20 protein-coding genes are annotated in these 16,249 nt (G+C 35.3%); 10 read left to right on the top strand and 10 right to left on the bottom strand.

The features are described from left to right. The first annotated feature begins 128 nt into the window (after positions 1 to 128). A complete protein-coding gene (locus EG339_RS19125) occupies positions 129 to 1,019 on the top strand; it encodes a cyanophycinase (protein ID WP_066694737.1) in 891 nt (296 codons plus the stop codon). A gap of 270 nt (positions 1,020 to 1,289) precedes the next feature. On the opposite strand, the gene EG339_RS19130 is transcribed toward EG339_RS19125, so the two are convergent. Then, positions 1,290 to 2,249, bottom strand: a complete 960-nt coding sequence (locus EG339_RS19130) for an IS110 family RNA-guided transposase (RefSeq protein WP_123871502.1) — start codon at positions 2,247 to 2,249, stop codon at positions 1,290 to 1,292. 536 nt (positions 2,250 to 2,785) lie between these two features. Between EG339_RS19130 and EG339_RS19135 the strand changes: the two genes are divergently transcribed. Next, a complete protein-coding gene (locus tag EG339_RS19135) occupies positions 2,786 to 3,628 on the top strand; it encodes an isoaspartyl peptidase/L-asparaginase (RefSeq protein ID WP_123871503.1) in 843 nt (280 codons plus the stop codon). 101 nt (positions 3,629 to 3,729) lie between these two features. Beyond that, positions 3,730 to 3,966, top strand: a complete 237-nt coding sequence (locus tag EG339_RS19140; RefSeq protein ID WP_123871504.1) for a YtxH domain-containing protein — start codon at positions 3,730 to 3,732, stop codon at positions 3,964 to 3,966. Between the two features lie 136 nt (positions 3,967 to 4,102). On the opposite strand, the gene EG339_RS19145 is transcribed toward EG339_RS19140, so the two are convergent. The 7 genes from EG339_RS19145 to EG339_RS19175 form a co-directional block, all read right to left on the bottom strand. After that, positions 4,103 to 4,633 carry a PH domain-containing protein gene (locus EG339_RS19145; RefSeq protein ID WP_123872727.1) on the bottom strand — a complete coding sequence of 177 codons (531 nt, stop codon included), beginning with the start codon at positions 4,631 to 4,633 and terminating at the stop codon, positions 4,103 to 4,105. 54 nt (positions 4,634 to 4,687) lie between these two features. Continuing rightward, positions 4,688 to 5,323 (bottom strand): GNAT family N-acetyltransferase, encoded by a 636-nt coding sequence (locus EG339_RS19150; protein WP_123871505.1) that lies wholly within the window; start codon positions 5,321 to 5,323, stop codon positions 4,688 to 4,690. Positions 5,324 to 5,341: 18 nt separating this feature from the next. Continuing rightward, positions 5,342 to 6,205, bottom strand: a complete 864-nt coding sequence (locus EG339_RS19155) for a PH domain-containing protein (RefSeq protein WP_123871506.1) — start codon at positions 6,203 to 6,205, stop codon at positions 5,342 to 5,344. A gap of 10 nt (positions 6,206 to 6,215) precedes the next feature. After that, positions 6,216 to 7,079, bottom strand: a complete 864-nt coding sequence (locus EG339_RS24575; protein WP_228459655.1) for a PH domain-containing protein — start codon at positions 7,077 to 7,079, stop codon at positions 6,216 to 6,218. A gap of 285 nt (positions 7,080 to 7,364) precedes the next feature. Beyond that, a complete protein-coding gene (gene hisS, locus EG339_RS19165; RefSeq protein WP_123871507.1) occupies positions 7,365 to 8,732 on the bottom strand; it encodes a histidine--tRNA ligase in 1,368 nt (455 codons plus the stop codon). Between the two features lie 125 nt (positions 8,733 to 8,857). After that, entirely contained in the window at positions 8,858 to 9,313 is a 456-nt protein-coding gene (locus EG339_RS19170) for an HRDC domain-containing protein (RefSeq protein ID WP_225718379.1), read from the bottom strand. A gap of 14 nt (positions 9,314 to 9,327) precedes the next feature. Next, the gene (locus tag EG339_RS19175; RefSeq protein WP_123871508.1) at positions 9,328 to 9,660 is read right to left on the bottom strand and encodes a single-stranded DNA-binding protein; all 333 of its coding nucleotides are present in this window, start codon (positions 9,658 to 9,660) and stop codon (positions 9,328 to 9,330) included. Positions 9,661 to 9,985: 325 nt separating this feature from the next. On the opposite strand from EG339_RS19175, the gene EG339_RS19180 reads away from it, so the two are divergent. Further along, positions 9,986 to 10,348, top strand: a complete 363-nt coding sequence (locus EG339_RS19180; RefSeq protein ID WP_123871509.1) for a helix-turn-helix domain-containing protein — start codon at positions 9,986 to 9,988, stop codon at positions 10,346 to 10,348. A 112-nt stretch (positions 10,349 to 10,460) separates the two neighbouring features. Here the strand turns inward: EG339_RS19180 and EG339_RS19185 are convergent, their stop codons facing one another. After that, positions 10,461 to 11,483 (bottom strand): methyltransferase, encoded by a 1,023-nt coding sequence (locus tag EG339_RS19185; protein ID WP_123871510.1) that lies wholly within the window; start codon positions 11,481 to 11,483, stop codon positions 10,461 to 10,463. A gap of 107 nt (positions 11,484 to 11,590) precedes the next feature. Continuing rightward, on the bottom strand, positions 11,591 to 12,382 hold the full coding sequence (locus EG339_RS19190; protein ID WP_123871511.1) for a hypothetical protein: 792 nt from the start codon (positions 12,380 to 12,382) through the stop codon (positions 11,591 to 11,593). A gap of 392 nt (positions 12,383 to 12,774) precedes the next feature. Between EG339_RS19190 and EG339_RS19195 the strand changes: the two genes are divergently transcribed. From EG339_RS19195 to nudK, 6 genes are read left to right on the top strand one after another with little or no spacing between them, the layout of a single operon-like run. Beyond that, positions 12,775 to 13,377 carry an HPP family protein gene (locus EG339_RS19195; protein WP_123871512.1) on the top strand — a complete coding sequence of 201 codons (603 nt, stop codon included), beginning with the start codon at positions 12,775 to 12,777 and terminating at the stop codon, positions 13,375 to 13,377. Between the two features lie 3 nt (positions 13,378 to 13,380). After that, complete coding sequence (locus EG339_RS19200) at positions 13,381 to 13,725, top strand: hypothetical protein (protein WP_123871513.1); 345 nt, start codon at positions 13,381 to 13,383, stop codon at positions 13,723 to 13,725. A gap of 30 nt (positions 13,726 to 13,755) precedes the next feature. Continuing rightward, complete coding sequence (locus tag EG339_RS19205; RefSeq protein WP_123871514.1) at positions 13,756 to 14,667, top strand: TIGR01777 family oxidoreductase; 912 nt, start codon at positions 13,756 to 13,758, stop codon at positions 14,665 to 14,667. 6 nt (positions 14,668 to 14,673) lie between these two features. Continuing rightward, a complete protein-coding gene (locus tag EG339_RS19210; protein ID WP_123871515.1) occupies positions 14,674 to 15,264 on the top strand; it encodes a Crp/Fnr family transcriptional regulator in 591 nt (196 codons plus the stop codon). 53 nt (positions 15,265 to 15,317) lie between these two features. After that, on the top strand, positions 15,318 to 15,677 hold the full coding sequence (locus tag EG339_RS19215; RefSeq protein WP_123871516.1) for a DUF4406 domain-containing protein: 360 nt from the start codon (positions 15,318 to 15,320) through the stop codon (positions 15,675 to 15,677). Then, on the top strand, positions 15,664 to 16,245 hold the full coding sequence (gene nudK, locus EG339_RS19220) for a GDP-mannose pyrophosphatase NudK (RefSeq protein WP_123871517.1): 582 nt from the start codon (positions 15,664 to 15,666) through the stop codon (positions 16,243 to 16,245). Before EG339_RS19215 ends, nudK begins: the two co-directional genes overlap by 14 nt. Positions 16,246 to 16,249: the final 4 nt, after the last annotated feature.

Consider the following 16,249-nt stretch of genomic DNA (forward strand, 5'->3'; position numbering starts at 1 on the left):
AAACCACACCACATTTGAAGATTTATTAAAAAATAATTAAATTTAATTAACATTTATAAAACATTAAAAATCAACTAAAGATGGCATAAAATTCGCCAAACATGTTAATTATTTTTTAATTTTGTACCATGACTAAACCTGTAGGAAAATTAATAGTTATCGGAGGTGCTGTAAATAAAGGCAGCTTTGCTGAAACCGATTATGATCAGAATATTGAAAAGAATCTTAATTTTTTTGAGCGTGGAATTTTGCGAAAGATTATCAATGAATCAAAACATAAGGAAGATTCTGTAATTGAAATCGTAACAACGGCCTCCCAAATTCCTCAGATCGTAGGTGCAGAATATAAAAAGGCATTCGAGTTTCTGGGTGCCAGAAACGTAAATATCCTTGATATCCATAACCGTGAAGAAGCTAATTCTGATGCTATGGTAGCCAGAGCCAATGCTGCAGATGTGATGATGTTTACCGGTGGAGATCAGCTAAGACTGACATCCATTCTGGGTGGGACAAGATTTCACGATACCATTCTCTTAAAATATCAGGAGCAGGATTTTATTTACTCCGGAACTTCAGCCGGCGCTGCTGCCGCTTCTGAAAATATGATCTACCAGGGAAGCAGCTCTGAGGCTCTATTAAAAGGAGAAATTAAAACTACACAGGGCTTGGGATTAATTGATAATGTTATCATTGACACGCATTTTGTACAAAGAGGCAGAATCGGACGTCTTTTCCAGGCAGTAGTAAACAATCCAAGAACTTTAGGAATCGGACTGGGGGAAGATACAGGACTTTTCATTCATAATGATGTAATGACTGCTGTAGGTTCAGGACTTGTGATTTTAGTTGACGGAAGATTTATTAAGGATACTAACTTGACTAATATTAATCTTGGAGAACCTATTTCTATTGATAATTTAACGGTTCATGTCATGTCTATGAATGATCATTATGATCTAACAACTAAAACACTGACGATTGAGAATTCACAGTTCAATCCCATTCCACAAGATAAATAGAGCAACAAATACAGCTATACAAACGGAACCTCGGTTTCGTTTTTTTTGTTTCACTACCTTAATTATAACAGACCATAAAATAAGTTTTGGCTAAAGCCAGTGGAATTGAAATATCTTATTTATTGAGCGGGCTAAAGCCCGCCCCTATTGATATTGATATTAATATATATGAATAAAGAGGTTTAACAACAAAATATTTTATCTTTCAAATTGTTACTAATAAATTTATAGAGATTCCTTCGGAATGATCTGTGTTAAAAAGCAAATTATTTAACAAAAATCTTCTCTATATTTTTCTTTATTCTTTCCGATAGCAAATGCTTGTTTTAAGAGTTTATTGGCAAGAGCTATCTTTGCCACTCTTTCTGCTTTTCCTTTTGTGATAAGTCTTTCATACATTTCTTTACGTTTTTTATTCCAGCGTTTGGCTGACCAGCTGCATAGATACAATAGCTTTCTGATCTGAGATTTACCCATCTTACAAATACTTGAGCGTCCTCTCACACTGCTTCCGCTTTCATAAATCCGAGGACTGAATCCTACAAAAGCAATGAGTTGCTTATGATGTTCGAACTTTTTAAAATTATCTGTAATCACAATGAGCATAATAGCTGTTTTTATTCCGATTCCGGGAATACTGGTAAGACATTCAATGGTTTGTTCAAATTCTTCCAAGGCCAGCCTTTCTATCTCCGATTCCAATATTTCTTTTCCTAGTCGAAGTTGTTCTATGGAATTGTTCATTTCTATTTCTAACTTTTCATCCAGAAAACCACTGCTTCTGAAAGCTTCTAAATGATTATAAGTCTGACTGGTTTGTTTCTGAATCATTTGGATTCTTGTATGCATTTGACGAATTCTGATGCACGTTTTACTCTCAGGATTCCACAAACTCAGCTCATCCAAATTCTTTTTGCCATATTCAGCAATAACCTTCGAATCTGCTTTATCCGTTTTGGCTCGTTTGAGTCTTGATTGAGCATAACGTTTGATGGAAAGAGGATTTTCTATCACTACATTAATCCCCTGTGAATAAAGATATTCTGCTAAAGGAAGATAATAAGTACCTGAAGCTTCCATCACTACTATATCTTCTTTTTCAATGAAGGTTATCAGTTTTTCAAAACCTAATAATTTATTGCTTAAGACCTTATGCTTCCAAAGATTCCCTTCCAAAAAGCTTACATCAAAAACTTGCTTACTAATGTCAATTCCTATAATTTTACCCATACCTATAATTTTACAGGAAAGAGAATACTACTATTACCTATCTATCCTAAATACAGGCTTGTTACCTAATGATCTGTTCAGGTTTGGTAGTAAAAGAGTAAAGGGATTAGCATTCCGAACGGTCTGTGAGACTAATGACAATTGATAACCTTATTCTTTACTCTCTTTTCCTTTTTGTTTGTTAAATCTAATATTTTGCAAACATAGGATGACAAAAAGAAGTCAGGTTTTCAAAATACATGATACAAACAATATTTGTCATTCCGTAGGAATCCAAACTATTATTAATACTATAAAAACTGTTAAGAATTAAAACAAAGGGAAAGACCAACCCTGTTGATGTTGCTATCCGTATGGATAAAAAGAAGTTTACCAACAAGATCTTTTATCTTTTATCTTTTATCTTTTATCTTTTATCTTTTATCTTTTATCTTTTATCTTTTATCTTTTATCTTTTATCTTTTATCTTTTATCTTTTATCTTTTATCTTTTATTAATAAATTACCTTCGTAAAAATATTCATCAACTCTTATCCTATGAAAATCATCATCCACGGAGGCTTTTTCTCAGAAAGTGACCAAAGCCACGAAGTAAAGACGGCAAAACAGAACTCTTTAAAAGAAATTACTGAAAAAGCATTTCGTTATCTTCAGACTCATTCCGCCTTTGATACGGTAGCCTATGCCGTTTCTTTGCTGGAAGATGATCCTTTGTACAACGCCGGAATTGGCTCGCAGATTCAAAGTGACGGAGTGATCCGTATGAGTGCGGCTATTATGGATGGTGAAACACAAAAATTAAGTGGTGTCATTAATATTCAGGATGTAAAAAATCCAATTTTTGTAGCAAAAGACCTGATTGGTGAAGACGACAGGGTCTTAGGCGGACAGGGAGCAAAAAAATACGCCAAAGAACATGGATTCGAGAATTTTTCAACAGAAATTCCACAGAGAAGAAGAGAATATGAAGCCAAACTGAATAACGGCGGCAAAGGTACAGTAGGCTGTGTAGCTATTGACAAAGAAGGGAAACTGGCTGTTGCCACTTCTACAGGCGGAAAAGGTTTTGAGATCCCTGGAAGAATTTCAGACTCTGCCACAGTGGCCGGAAATTATGCCAATGCATTCTGTGCAGTAAGCTGTACCGGTGTAGGAGAAGATATTGTAAGCAATGCCACGGCTGCTAAAATTGTTACCCGTGTAACAGATGGAATGAGCCTTAAAACTGCTTTCAGCAAAACTTTTGACGAACTTAAAATGATTGACGGATTTGCAGGTGCCATTGCCATTGATAAAGATGGAAATATTTATCATCAGGACTCCTATCCTACTATGGTTTTCGCCAGTTTTGACGGTGAAAATTTCGACATCTTTTCTTAATTTTAACATTATTTTATAATTCTGTCTAATTTTTTGGCACGTATTTTACATATGTATTAATAACAAATTTTAATATTAATATCTTTAAAAAAATAGAAATCATGGGAAATAAAACAAAAGGCTTATTAGCTTTACTAGGATTAGGTGCATTAGCTTATTGGAAATATAAGAATTCAAGCCCTGAAGATCAACAAGCTGTAAAAGACAAAATCAATACAGCAAAAGATAATCTGAATAAATGGGGAAATGACCTTAAGAGCAAAGCCAATGATGTTGCTTCCCAGGTTCAGAATAAAGTAGACGAGGTGAAAACAAAAGCCGAAGATTCTTTAAACTAAAAAAAACAGACAGTAGTTTTTAACATTCATATAGAAAAAAGTCATCGTAGTAGTTTGCGATGACTTTTTGTTTTATAGCTTCAACAGTTTATGATTCAAAATAAAAAACTTGTGTTTAATTAAAAATTAGCTGAACTCAGGCTAATTTATTCAACAGGTTTTTCTTTTGTTCGTTAAACTCTTCTTCATTTAAAATACCGTTAGCCTTTAATCTTCCCAGCTGTTCCAACTGATCTAGAACAGTAGGTTCAGCCTTAGGAAAATATTCTTCAGGGCGGGACATGAAATCCCTTACTTTTTCACAAAAGAGTTTAGCTTCATATTTTCCTACTCCATCTATCTCAACCAGATCATCAGAAACCTGGATATCTATAGAAGCCAGCATCACCGCAGTCTCATATTGTATTGAGCTTATTTTGGTATAAGAATAATCCTCCACTGTTAATCCATACATAAATTCTTTATCTACAAACATGAGTCTTCTGTCTGTAGCCACTAAAATGATATGGTGCTGTGTGGTTTTATTTCTGCCTTCAACAAGGTAAACTATTTTTTCATCTATGGAAAGAATATCCGGTAATGCATGGATTTCCTTTCTGGCAAAAATAGTAGGATTGATGTCCAGTTTTTCTAATTCTTCTTTTATTTCGTCAAGTCTTGATCCCATGGTTATAGCTTATGTGTCTAAATTAATATATCTTTTCAATTCAATGAATATTCACTAAGATGGAATGACAATAGAAGAATGCAAAGCGTACACTTTCCAGCCTAAACTTTCATATAATAGCTTACCCTCTTCTGTAGCCACAAGAAGATTATGAGTAAACCCTTTTGATAATGCTGTCTTCTCCAGTTCTTTTAATAAAAAAGAGGCAAGCCCTTTCCTTTGATGTTTTATTTCGGTAACAATTCTATCATAAACAGCAACGTCATCTATCAAAGAAACACGTCCAATTGAAGCCTGCTCTCCATTTTCTGTTACAATTCTTATCACAAAAGTTGTATTATATTCAGAAAACTCCAGGTGATATCCTTTTGCAAGACTGATCTCTGGGAAGACCATAGGATGAAAACAGGTCATCATATATCCTTGTGCCTGTAACTGCCATTTTCCAGGAATATTTCCCATAAATTGATCAGGCGAAGTACTTACTTTAAGATAAACCCAGGGTTCATCAATTGACTGGGCCAGCTGAAAAAAATCATCATTAAGTTCAGGAAACACGTATCGCTCTTTTTGTTTCTCATCTCCCACGAATACATTAAACCCGGACTTATATTCAACAGGAAAGGAAATTTCCCTTGACAAGCACCATCCTTTAAGCCAGCTTTTTACAATTTCTGTTTTATCTTTCATGATTAAGGTGGTAAAGATTTATTTTAATTGCCCCAGCAATTTTCTTTTCTGCTCTGTAAATTCGGTATCAGTAAGAATACCATTTTCCCTCAGTTTTCCAAGTTTTTCTAACTGTTCAAGAATTTCAAAGGAAAGTGTTGGGTTTGTTCTTGTATTGTCAATGGCAGAATCCGCTTGTGGCTTATACTGAGATTGCTGTACCGGATTGTTATAAATAGATCTTATAATATCATAGAACTTTTCGGAATCTTCTTTATCCATATAGCATTCAAACTCCACCACCCTTTCTTCTAAGTGAAGTTTAATGATTGGTGATCTTGGATGCGTTACAAAGCTTACCGATTTAATTGCTTCATTAAGGAAGTCGTTAATTTTTGCGGCTCCAAACATAGATTTTGATACAGAAAGTATTCTTTGGGTTGTTGCCACCAATATGCCTGCATCCAGGGTATTAATAAACTGGGCATCTGTAATTCCCAGGATTTTTTCTTCCTCAGAAATCAGGGAAGGAAGTTCCTTGATTTCTCCTTTTGTGAATACAGAAAGATTGGCATTCAGCCTCTCCAGCTCAGCTTTAATTTTCTGTTTTCTTCTTTTATATTCTTCCTTAGAGATATTTTCCGGTTCCTCAGCAATGGCCATAGGAAGATTTTCCTGCTGTGTTACCACAGAGGTATTCTGTTCTGGATTTTTATTCTGAATAATACGATGAATATCATTAATATTGAACTGATTAAGATTATAAAGCACTTCCTGGTTAAGGTAACTTATTTTATCTAAACATTTATTACACAATACACCACCATCTGAAAGCTTATTCTCGCCCAGAAGCTTATCCATGGAGGTTAACTCTGTATTACATAATGAACAACTGTTATTCATTTCTTATTTTTTATAATTTATTCAGCAGTTTTTTCTTCTGCTCCGTAAATTCTTCTTCACTTAAAATGCCCATCTGCCTTAGCTTGCCGAGCTTTTCCAATTGCTCAAAAATATCTTCCGAAGATCCTTTCGGAGCATTATTAGGTATATTTTGAGGGACAGAGTTCTGAATATTCTGATAGAATGACTGCGGCTGCACCGGCTGATTACCGGCTGTTCTTTCGGGCTCTCTGATCTGACTGTTTACCGTATCACAGAATGTTCTTCCGTCACCTTTATTATGCAATTTAAATTCAACAGTCCCTCCTCTGGTATTGACTTTTAATACTGAATATAAAAGGTTTTCAGCCTGTTCCAGAGAAATAATATCTTTATGTGTATATTCGTTTTTAACGATACCGCCCAGGAATTTTTTATCCATAAAAATCACTCTCCACTGGGTTGAAAAAATAATCCCTTCTCTGTTATTATGGAGGTTTACGCATTCTGCAATGGCGATTAATCTTTCATTCTGATCCAGCACTTTATCCAGTTCATTCACTTCTTCATTGGCTAAAACACTTAATCTTGCTTTAAGAGCCACAATCTGATCTTTTATGTCATCCAATCTGGTAGGAGCATCATATGTATAATTGCCTGCTCCAGAATAAGAACTTCCGGGGTTCTGGCTTGCATCAATTTTATTTTTAAGAAATATTCCTGTTATTTCAGAGAAATAGAACTGATGTAAGTTATTGATAAGATCGCTATTGATCGTAATTGCTTTATTAAAACATACGGCACACAAATAGCCTCCATCTGCCAGCTTATTTCTACCAATAAGCATATCTGTAGACGTTAGCGGGGTTCCGCATAATGCGCAAATAGTATTCATCTGGTTTTTAATTTTTAATGCTATAAGCAAAACAGCTTTAGCGTGTTTTTTCTTTCAGCCCAAATTACAAATTCTGATTCTATATTTGCCTTCAAAAATATTCAAATCTTCTATTTTTTCTCTTGTTCTTGTAATTTCTTTCTGTAAACCTACTATTCAATCTAATTTCTGATTGAATTTTAATTTTTAAGGCCCTTTTTAGACAATATTTTAAATCTTCCTTTCTAAAAACAGAACAGCTCAGGATTTAAAATCCCGAGCTGTTCTGTGCTATATATAAAAATATTATCCTAAAAACTCATCCAAAGAAACAGTTTTCTGTTCTCCGGCTTCAAGATTCTTGAAGGTTACTGTATTATTTTTAATTTCTTCTTCTCCTAAGAAAACAAGGTTTTTAATTCCTTTTTTCTCAGCGTAAGTAAATTGCTTGTTGATTTTTGCATTTTCAGGATATAATTCTGCTGAAATACCTTTGGCTCTCAATTGCATAATTAATTTCAGAGCTTCTGTAGTTTCCTCACCCCCAAAATTAGCAAATAAGTATTCTATTTTAGAAGAAGCTTCTTCAGGGAAAAGGTTCAGTTCTTCCATTACAAGATAGATTCTGTCTAACCCGAATGAAATACCAATTCCCGGGATATTCTTCACCCCGAAAACTTCTGTAAGGTTGTCATATCTACCGCCACCGCCAATGGAGCCCATCGCCACTTCATCAGCCTTCACTTCAAAGATTGCTCCCGTATAATAATCAAGCCCTCTTGCTAAAGTAATATTGAATACAAGGTTCTGCATGTCAACCCCAAGGTTCATAGATTGTGTAAGTACAAATTCCAACTCTTCTACTCCTTTTAGCCCGATCTCGTTGCCTGCAAATTTTTCTTTTAACTGAAGAAGATTTTCCAGAGCGTCATCAGACTGGCTGAATAAGAAGTCTAATTTATCTATAGATTCCTGAGAAATCTCTCTTTCTAACAATTCTTTAACAACGCCTTCTTTTCCTATTTTGTCCAGCTTATCCAAAGCTACTGTAAAATCAATAAGCTTATCAGTAATTCCTGCATATTCTGCTAATCCGGAAAGGATTTTTCTGTTGTTCATGTGAATGGTAACGGGAACTTTCAGATCAGCAAATGATTTCAGGTATAACTGAACAAGCTCTACCTCCTGCAGCAGGCTTTCACTTCCTACTACATCTGCATCACACTGATAAAATTCTCTGTATCTTCCTTTTTGAGGCCTGTCTGCCCTCCACACCGGCTGTATCTGGAAGCGTTTGAACGGAAACGTTAATTTCCCGTGATTCATGGCTACAAATCTGGCAAAAGGTACAGTAAGGTCATAACGAAGTGCTTTATCCGTTAAGCTTTCTGAACTGAAAGGTTTATCCAATGCTCTCTGAAAGTCTTGAAGCATCTGATGTTTTTTCTCTTCCTTGGCTTCATTAATACTTGAGTTCAGAATTTTAAAAATCAAACGGTCTCCTTCTTCTCCGTACTTTCCTGTTAAAGTAGAAAGGTTTTCAAAGCTTGGTGTTTCCAATGGCTGAAATCCGAATAATTCAAAATTATTCTGTAGAATATTGATGATATATTTTCTTCTGGAAACTTCCTGTGCTGTAAAATCTCTCGTTCCTTTTGCTAAACTTGGCTTCATTTATTGTATGTCATTTTGATAGGTACAAAAGTACGGAATTGCAGGGACTTTACACAGCATAAAAAAGCTGAAGAAGCAATCTTCCCCAGCTTTAAGAGTTCATAAGATCATTCTATTCCGAAAAATCAGATACTTTCAAGGATTTCCAGTATTTCTTCACCGTAATTTTCAATTTTATGTTTTCCGAATCCTTTAATCTCCAGCAGTTCTTCTTTTCTGGCGGGTTTATACTTGGCTACAGACATAAGCTCTTTGTTACTTGCAATGAAGTAGCTTGGCAGATTTTGTTCTCTTGCTTTCTCTGACCGCCAAAGCTTCAGGGCATCAAGAATCTTTTCTTCATCAGAGTTCAAAAAATCATTTTCTGCAGAGTATTTTGCCATTTTTGGTTCTTTTACTGTATTTTTCACCAATTTTAGTTCTTCAAAATACAGGATCACAGACCAATAACATTCGTCATTTACAAAAGCAGTTTCCACTTTTATAATATCATTTCTTTCCAGAAAATCGTCAAGCATTTTCTGATCTTTGTAGAGAAGCTCTTCAGAAAGCCTGATCTTAAAAACTTTTACTTTCATCATTTGAGTTTTTAGAATTATTTACCTCCCAACAACAGGATCTCATCTACTCTAATTTCCGTAATGTAACGCTTTACGCCGTCTTTATCATCATAAGATCTGTACGTAAGCTTACCTTCAATGGCAATTTCTTTTCCTTTAGGAACATACTTTTCCATAATTTCTGCAACTTTCCCGAAGGCAATAAGATTGTGCCATTGCGTCTCTTCTACTTTCTCACCTTTAGCATTGGTGTAGTGATCGCTTGTTGCTAAAGATACACTTGCTTTTACATTTCCGTTGTCGAAGTTTACCATTTCAACTTCTTTACCTGTGTAACCAATTAATGTTACTTTGTTTCTTAGTGACATAACTTTTAGATTTAATGATTAGTACTCCAGATATGAGACGTTCACTGTTTTCTCAAATCTCTGTTGCAAAGTTTGCGATATCACCGGAAGCCAGCCGGTTATAAACTATTTAAATTCGTTTGTAGTCGTTTGTAGTCGGGTAAATAAAATTAAAATTGTTGAATAATTTTTGTATTCTATGGTAAAAAATCCTAAAATATTTTAAGAATAAAAAGGAATAATGCGAGCTTATACAGGAATAATAAATTTTATTTTTGTTGATAAAAATTTTGAAACCCACTATATTTTATAAGTTATTTTTTGCAAATTTGTAAAAACGTCGAACATGCAAAAAGTAAAATTACGTGAAGTAAGAAAACAAAAAGGCTTCACTCAGCAACAAATTGCTGATATGCTTCCAACTGATGTATCTAATTATAGCAGGAAAGAAGCTGGAACTGTAGGGATAACAAAAGCAGAATGGGCTAAACTTGCAAAGTTTTTAGATGTTACTTTAGAAGAGATTTACGAAGAAGATGAACCAAATATTGTTGTAAATAATCCGGTTTTTAATGATAGTCCGGGAGCATCTGGTGCTATTGGAAATAATGTTAATAATTTCTCAAATGAATTAAGCATAGAAATCATTAAAACAATGCAGGAATACATCAGCCTGCTAAAAGAGGAAATCAATAGATTGAAAAAGTAATTGATAGCATCATTTGTTTAGCCTGCTGATACCAAGATATAAAAATCAGGATAGAAGTTCTATCCTGATTTTCTTTTGAATAAATAATGTATAAATCTTTTGAGTTTTCAGGTCAGGCTTTTTCACATTCAACAATACTTTTGCTGGGTGTTCCTATATCAACAAAGCGGCTAAACTTTAATCCTGCTTTTTGTATAAGCTGTTTAAACTCATCCAGTGTTCTTTCTCTTCCTGTGAGGCAGGACATCATCACAATATCCAAGAGTTTGGCAATATGAGGTGTATTAAGCGAATCATCCGGAATAACAGCATCTATGATCAATAGCTTTGCGCCTTTGGGCATAGCGTGACAGCAATTTTTAAGGATCTGTACGCATTCATCATCACTCCAATCATGCATAATCCATTTCATGGTATACAAATCTGCAGCTTCCGGAATTTTTTCAAAAAAACTTCCAACAGCTACCGTACATCTCTCTTTTAAATGTTCAGGAATAAGCTGAATTGTCTTTTCAATTACATGGGCTTCATCAAAAATAATTCCATGGCCGCCAGGGCTGGCATCCAGGATAGTATGAATAAGAACCCCGTTACCACCACCTATATCTACTATTTTTTTGTAGGGACTGAAATCATAATTTTCCATAATCCCATTAAGCTCCATCCCGGACATTCCGGTCATACCTTTTCCGAAATTCTCCCCTATTTCCGGATCTTTTTTATTGTATTCCCAAAGACTTAATCCGTGGATGCGCTCAAAAGGAACCTCACCGGTCTGGACTGCGTAGGTAAGCTCTCCGTAAGCCGGAAAATGTTCATTCATAATGGTCAGAACAAAATTTTTTGCTGTTCCGGGAACATCGGTTTGCAGGGCAGCTCCGAAATCGTTCAAAGTAAAAGTTTTATTTTCTGATTCTTCAAATATTCCTACACCACTCAACGCTCTCATTACCCGATACAGTTGGGCTTCATGCGATTGTGTTTCTTCTGCAAGAATAGAAATAGTTTTAGGACCAGAGGCCAGTAAATCTGCAATATTGAGTTCAGCAGCTGTTTTTACACATCCGGTTAGCCATAAACCACCGAGTATTTCAAACATTTTAAAAGTAAACTCCGGTTTAATGTTTTTTTTCATAATCGTATTAGATTGTTATCTATTGCGTATAAAAAACAAGAACAAACCTGAGCAACTTGTTCTTGCCTGACACATGTTAAATTTGAAATTAAGTTTTAATAATAAGATTAATCTTTGGCCTGAGAAATCCTTGTTATACTACTGATAGTGGCATCCAATGGGGTATCAGATTTTATTTTAATAAGATATCCGCTGCCTATAGATAAAGGATCGGCAACACTCACCAGGTAAAAAACAAGATCTCCGGAGGTTACCCCATTAGGAGCAACAGCGGTCTGATCTATTGAAAATGTTGAAGGCGGAACAGGATTTGAAAGGTTTACCGTTACGAAGGCTACAGAACCATTATTCTTGTTGGCATAACTTACAATAACTCTCCACATATGAACTTGTCCGGCAATAGGGTTTTCTAAAAACCGATTTGTTGCCGAATCATATATATCTCCGGGTACCGGGTTGATAATATTTTCCGGCCATGTGGTTGTAGGAGATGATGCAAAGTCTGTCACAATGTTCATTGGAGTTTGATAGACAATGTTTTGGTAAGTCATTAAAGGAACTCCTCCGGAAGATCTGAATGCAAATGAAGGTTTTACACCTGCTCCACTGTTCAGCTTTACCACTCCTTCATTAGCTGTTGTAAGGGTTTGGGAAGAAATGACAGTACTCCACTGTGTGCCGTTGTAGTACCTAAGTGTTTTATTACTAGAATCATAAATAACCATTCCTGCGGTAGGTGCGGTAACATTTGCAGGAGGGTTGGCATTTCTGGTGAGAACAACAGCAGAATTAGCTGAGGTAACATCTAAAACTCCCTGAGGGCTTGTTGTATTAATCCCTACCTGAGCAAAAGCGAATGAAGAGCATAAAATGCTAATAAATAAATTAGAATTTTTCATGGCTATGTTTTTTAATTTTTTCATATCGAATTTACAAAAAAACACAATACTGTGAAATAAAAATTAAATATATTTAAATGAAAACAAGTAAGTTGTATAAAATTCTAATAAAAAAACAACAATAAAAAAGTATGTAATTGTGGCTACAAAGCTTTATTGAGTAATTTTATAAGTAAAAGACTGATATACGTTTTAAGAACAAGAAAATATTTTATTTTGCAGCAATGTGTTCATGTTTTCATATAATTTCGCCTTAAATAAATATTTTTTAGGAACTATGATTAATAAAGCATAAATCATCCTTAATACTATCCATTTACAAACGGATAATTATGTATCTTTGTCTTACAAGAACCATTTATTCAAAATACAAATAAAGAAGAACAACCTGAATGAAGAAGGCCATAAAAAGAACATACAGAGTTTCGAAATATGTGATCTATAAAGAAACACTTGTTGATTACAGGGAACATTTCTGGTCATTTTTAGGTGCTTTTTTCGGAATTGGACTAATTGCCTTTATACAGTCTCATTCTTTACCGGAGACGGAAAATATATTCCTGATCGGTTCTTTTGGAGCTTCAAGTGTTCTTATTTATGGAGCTATCCAAAGTCCGCTGGCTCAACCCAGAAATTTGGTGGGAGGGCATGTGCTTTCTGCATTGGTTGGCGTTACAGTTTTTAAGATTGTTCCGGATATTATATGGCTTTCTGCCCCATTGGCTGTAGCCTTTTCTATAGTTTTGATGCAGTATACCAAAACCCTGCATCCGCCAGGCGGAGCAACAGCTCTTATTGCGGTAAGCTCTACGGGGAAAATTCCGGAATTAGGATATTGGTACGTTATCTCTCCGGTTCTTTCGGGGTGTATTATCCTGCTGCTTGTGGCTTTGTTTTTCAATAATATAACCTCCAACAGGAGCTATCCTTCACACAGCAGGTTTGTTAGATTGTTAAAGAAAAAACATGCTCATGGGCATAAAATGAAAAAATAAATTATGAATTGCCTGGAATGTGGCGAAAAAATCATCGGGAGGTCTGATAAAAAATTCTGCAATGATGCCTGCCGGAACGCCTATAACAACAAGCAGAACAAAGATTCTACGAATCTGATGCGAAATATCAATAATAAACTCCGTAAGAATTACAGAATCCTTACGGAAGTAAATATTGATGGGAAAACAAAAGTTGCCAAATCCAAACTAGACAGTCTCGGCTTTGATTTTGATTATTTCACCAACATAAAAGTTTATAAAAACGGATCCGAATACAAGTTTATTTATGATTACGGTTATAAGCTTTTGGAAGAAGATTTCATTCTGATCGTTAAAAATCAGGCATAACCATCCTATACCACCACAAAATAGATATGTATGAAAGAAGTTGTTTTGATTACCGGAGCAAGCGGTCTTATTGCAAAAGAACTGGCAAAAAAGATTGAAAATGAATTTGAGGTAAGGTTCCTTACCCGCAAAAAAAGACAGGTAAATGAATATGAATGGGATATCACAAAGGGTACCATTGATGAATCTGCCTTCGAAAATATTTCCCACATTATTCATCTGGCAGGCGCCAATATTTCAGAAAAGCGCTGGACGGCGGAAAGAAAAAAAGAACTGATTTCCAGCAGAGTAGATTCAGCCGCATTATTACGAAATACTTTAAGAAAAAAAGAGATTAAACTAAAATCTTTTATCTCTGCATCCGGTATTAATTTTTACGGAACAATAACTACTGAAAAAATATATTCTGAAACAGATCCGCCAGGCCACGACTTCCTCAGTGAAGTTGTTGTTCTATGGGAAAGAGCTGCCGATCATTTTAAAGAGCAGAACCTTGCAGAAAGAGTTGTTAAGGTACGAACAGCTGTTGTTCTTTCTGAAAAGGATGGAGCTTTAAAGAAAATGCTTCCTCCTATAAAATATGGCATTGGTTCGGCTTTGGGAAGCGGCAAACAATATATGCCGTGGATCCATATTGAAGATATTTGCTCTATCTATGAGTTCGCTCTTAAAAACACGAGCTTCCATGGAGCTTATAATGCGGTTTCCCCCCAGCATACAACCAATTCAGAATTAACCAAAAAAATTGCTGAGGTACTGAAAAAACCTTTATTTATGCCTAACGTTCCAACCTTTGTTTTAAAAATCCTGTTTGGTGAGCTGGCAAATGCAATCCTGGAAGGCTCAAGGGCTTCTTCTCAAAAACTTCAGAATGCAGGCTTTCAGTTTAAGTTTCCTGATTTGTATGAAGCACTGAATAGCCTACTAAACAAAGAGAGATAATTGTGTATGGAAGAAAGTTTAATTCTAAAGAATATCTCCAGACATATTTCTTTAAGTGACGAAGAAACCTCTTATTTTTTGTCTCTCCTGAAAGAAAAAAAGATTCAGAAAAAAGAGCAGATTATAAAACAGCAACAGTTCTGTAAAGACATCAACTTTGTTTTATCAGGTATTCTAAGAGCATTTTATACAGATGCCTCAGGAAAAGAATCCACCATCATGTTTGCTATTTCAGACTGGTGGATTACAGATATGTATTGCTTTATTAATGAAAAGCCTGCCATGCTGAATATTGAAGCGCTTGAAGAAAGTTTAATTCTACAGCTTTCTAAAGACAACCTTGATAAACTGTATTGCAGGGTTCCTAAATTTGAAAGGTTTTTCAGAATTATGATGCAAAATGCCTATATCAGGGAGCAACTCCGTATCATTGAAAATTTATCTCTCCCTGCAGAAGAACGGTATTATAATTTTCTTAAAAAGTATCCGCTGGCTGCAGAACGCGTTACTCAAAAACAGATTGCTTCTTATCTAGGAGTTACTCCTGAATTTTTAAGTATCATTAAAACAAATAAGCAAAAAAGTAACTGCTCTTAAACTATATTATTTTTTTTATCTTATAAGTTCTGTTATTTTACTCAAAAAAAATTATGCTCATACTTATTGCAGGTCCTTACCGCAGCGGAACCAATGACAATCCTGAACTTATTCAGCAGAACCTAAATAACCTGGAAGCGGCCGCCTTACCAATTTTCAGAAAGGGACATATTCCCATCATTGGAGAATGGGTGGCACTCCCATTGATTAAACTGGCAGACTCCATACAAATTGGAGATGAGGCCTGGCAAGAGATACAATACCCGGCTGCCCACCGTATTCTTGAAAAGTGCGATGCAGTTCTCCGTATTGAAGGAGACTCAAAAGGAGCCGATGAGGATGTAAGAATTGCCAGAGAAAAAGGCCTTACCATTTATTATAATATAGAAGATATTCCTTATGCAAAATCCTGATATTACTATTTTAAAAACAGATATTTTATCTAACAACTGGTATACTTTAAATAAAGTAACTTTTACGGTCCGAAAAAAGGATGGAACTACGGAAATCCAAAGCAGAGAAGCTTATGACCGTGGAAACGGAGCGGTTATTTTGCTCTATAACAAAATATCCAACACTGTTATTCTGACCAGACAATTCAGATTACCCACTTATATCAACGGAAATACTTCCGGAATGCTTATTGAAGCCTGCGCAGGTCTATTAGACAATGATAATCCTGAAGACTGTATCAAAAGGGAAACGGAAGAAGAAACAGGATACAAGATTTCAAAGGTTGAAAAGGTATTTGAAGCCTATATGTCTCCCGGCTCTGTAACGGAAATCCTTTATTTTTTCGTTGCCGAATATTCCAGTGATATGAAAATTAATGATGGTGGCGGTCTTGAAGAGGAAGGCGAGCAGATTGAAGTACTGGAATTATCTTTTAATGAAGCACTTACCATGATTGACACTGGAGAAATTAAGGATGCCAAAACCATTATGCTGTTGCAGCATTTGAGAATAAAGGGGATTTTGTAATGGT

It is taken from the genome of Chryseobacterium bernardetii, from assembly GCF_003815975.1.
Taxonomy (GTDB): Bacteria; Bacteroidota; Bacteroidia; order Flavobacteriales; family Weeksellaceae; genus Chryseobacterium; species Chryseobacterium bernardetii.

Coding starts and splice junctions, on each gene's coding strand:
- EG339_RS24575 (WP_228459655.1), bottom strand. CDS start 7,079: ATGAATACTATTTGCGCATTATGCGGAACCCCGCTAACGTCTACAGAT.
- EG339_RS19185 (WP_123871510.1), bottom strand. CDS start 11,483: ATGAAAAAAAACATTAAACCGGAGTTTACTTTTAAAATGTTTGAAATA.
- EG339_RS19155 (WP_123871506.1), bottom strand. CDS start 6,205: ATGAATAACAGTTGTTCATTATGTAATACAGAGTTAACCTCCATGGAT.
- EG339_RS19135 (WP_123871503.1), top strand. CDS start 2,786: ATGAAAATCATCATCCACGGAGGCTTTTTCTCAGAAAGTGACCAAAGC.
- EG339_RS19145 (WP_123872727.1), bottom strand. CDS start 4,633: ATGGGATCAAGACTTGACGAAATAAAAGAAGAATTAGAAAAACTGGAC.
- EG339_RS19190 (WP_123871511.1), bottom strand. CDS start 12,382: ATGAAAAATTCTAATTTATTTATTAGCATTTTATGCTCTTCATTCGCT.
- EG339_RS19215 (WP_123871516.1), top strand. CDS start 15,318: ATGCTCATACTTATTGCAGGTCCTTACCGCAGCGGAACCAATGACAAT.
- EG339_RS19140 (WP_123871504.1), top strand. CDS start 3,730: ATGGGAAATAAAACAAAAGGCTTATTAGCTTTACTAGGATTAGGTGCA.
- EG339_RS19200 (WP_123871513.1), top strand. CDS start 13,381: ATGAATTGCCTGGAATGTGGCGAAAAAATCATCGGGAGGTCTGATAAA.
- nudK (WP_123871517.1), top strand. CDS start 15,664: ATGCAAAATCCTGATATTACTATTTTAAAAACAGATATTTTATCTAAC.
- EG339_RS19195 (WP_123871512.1), top strand. CDS start 12,775: ATGAAGAAGGCCATAAAAAGAACATACAGAGTTTCGAAATATGTGATC.
- EG339_RS19125 (WP_066694737.1), top strand. CDS start 129: ATGACTAAACCTGTAGGAAAATTAATAGTTATCGGAGGTGCTGTAAAT.
- EG339_RS19170 (WP_225718379.1), bottom strand. CDS start 9,313: ATGATGAAAGTAAAAGTTTTTAAGATCAGGCTTTCTGAAGAGCTTCTC.
- EG339_RS19130 (WP_123871502.1), bottom strand. CDS start 2,249: ATGGGTAAAATTATAGGAATTGACATTAGTAAGCAAGTTTTTGATGTA.
- EG339_RS19205 (WP_123871514.1), top strand. CDS start 13,756: ATGAAAGAAGTTGTTTTGATTACCGGAGCAAGCGGTCTTATTGCAAAA.
- EG339_RS19210 (WP_123871515.1), top strand. CDS start 14,674: ATGGAAGAAAGTTTAATTCTAAAGAATATCTCCAGACATATTTCTTTA.
- EG339_RS19150 (WP_123871505.1), bottom strand. CDS start 5,323: ATGAAAGATAAAACAGAAATTGTAAAAAGCTGGCTTAAAGGATGGTGC.
- EG339_RS19175 (WP_123871508.1), bottom strand. CDS start 9,660: ATGTCACTAAGAAACAAAGTAACATTAATTGGTTACACAGGTAAAGAA.
- EG339_RS19180 (WP_123871509.1), top strand. CDS start 9,986: ATGCAAAAAGTAAAATTACGTGAAGTAAGAAAACAAAAAGGCTTCACT.
- hisS (WP_123871507.1), bottom strand. CDS start 8,732: ATGAAGCCAAGTTTAGCAAAAGGAACGAGAGATTTTACAGCACAGGAA.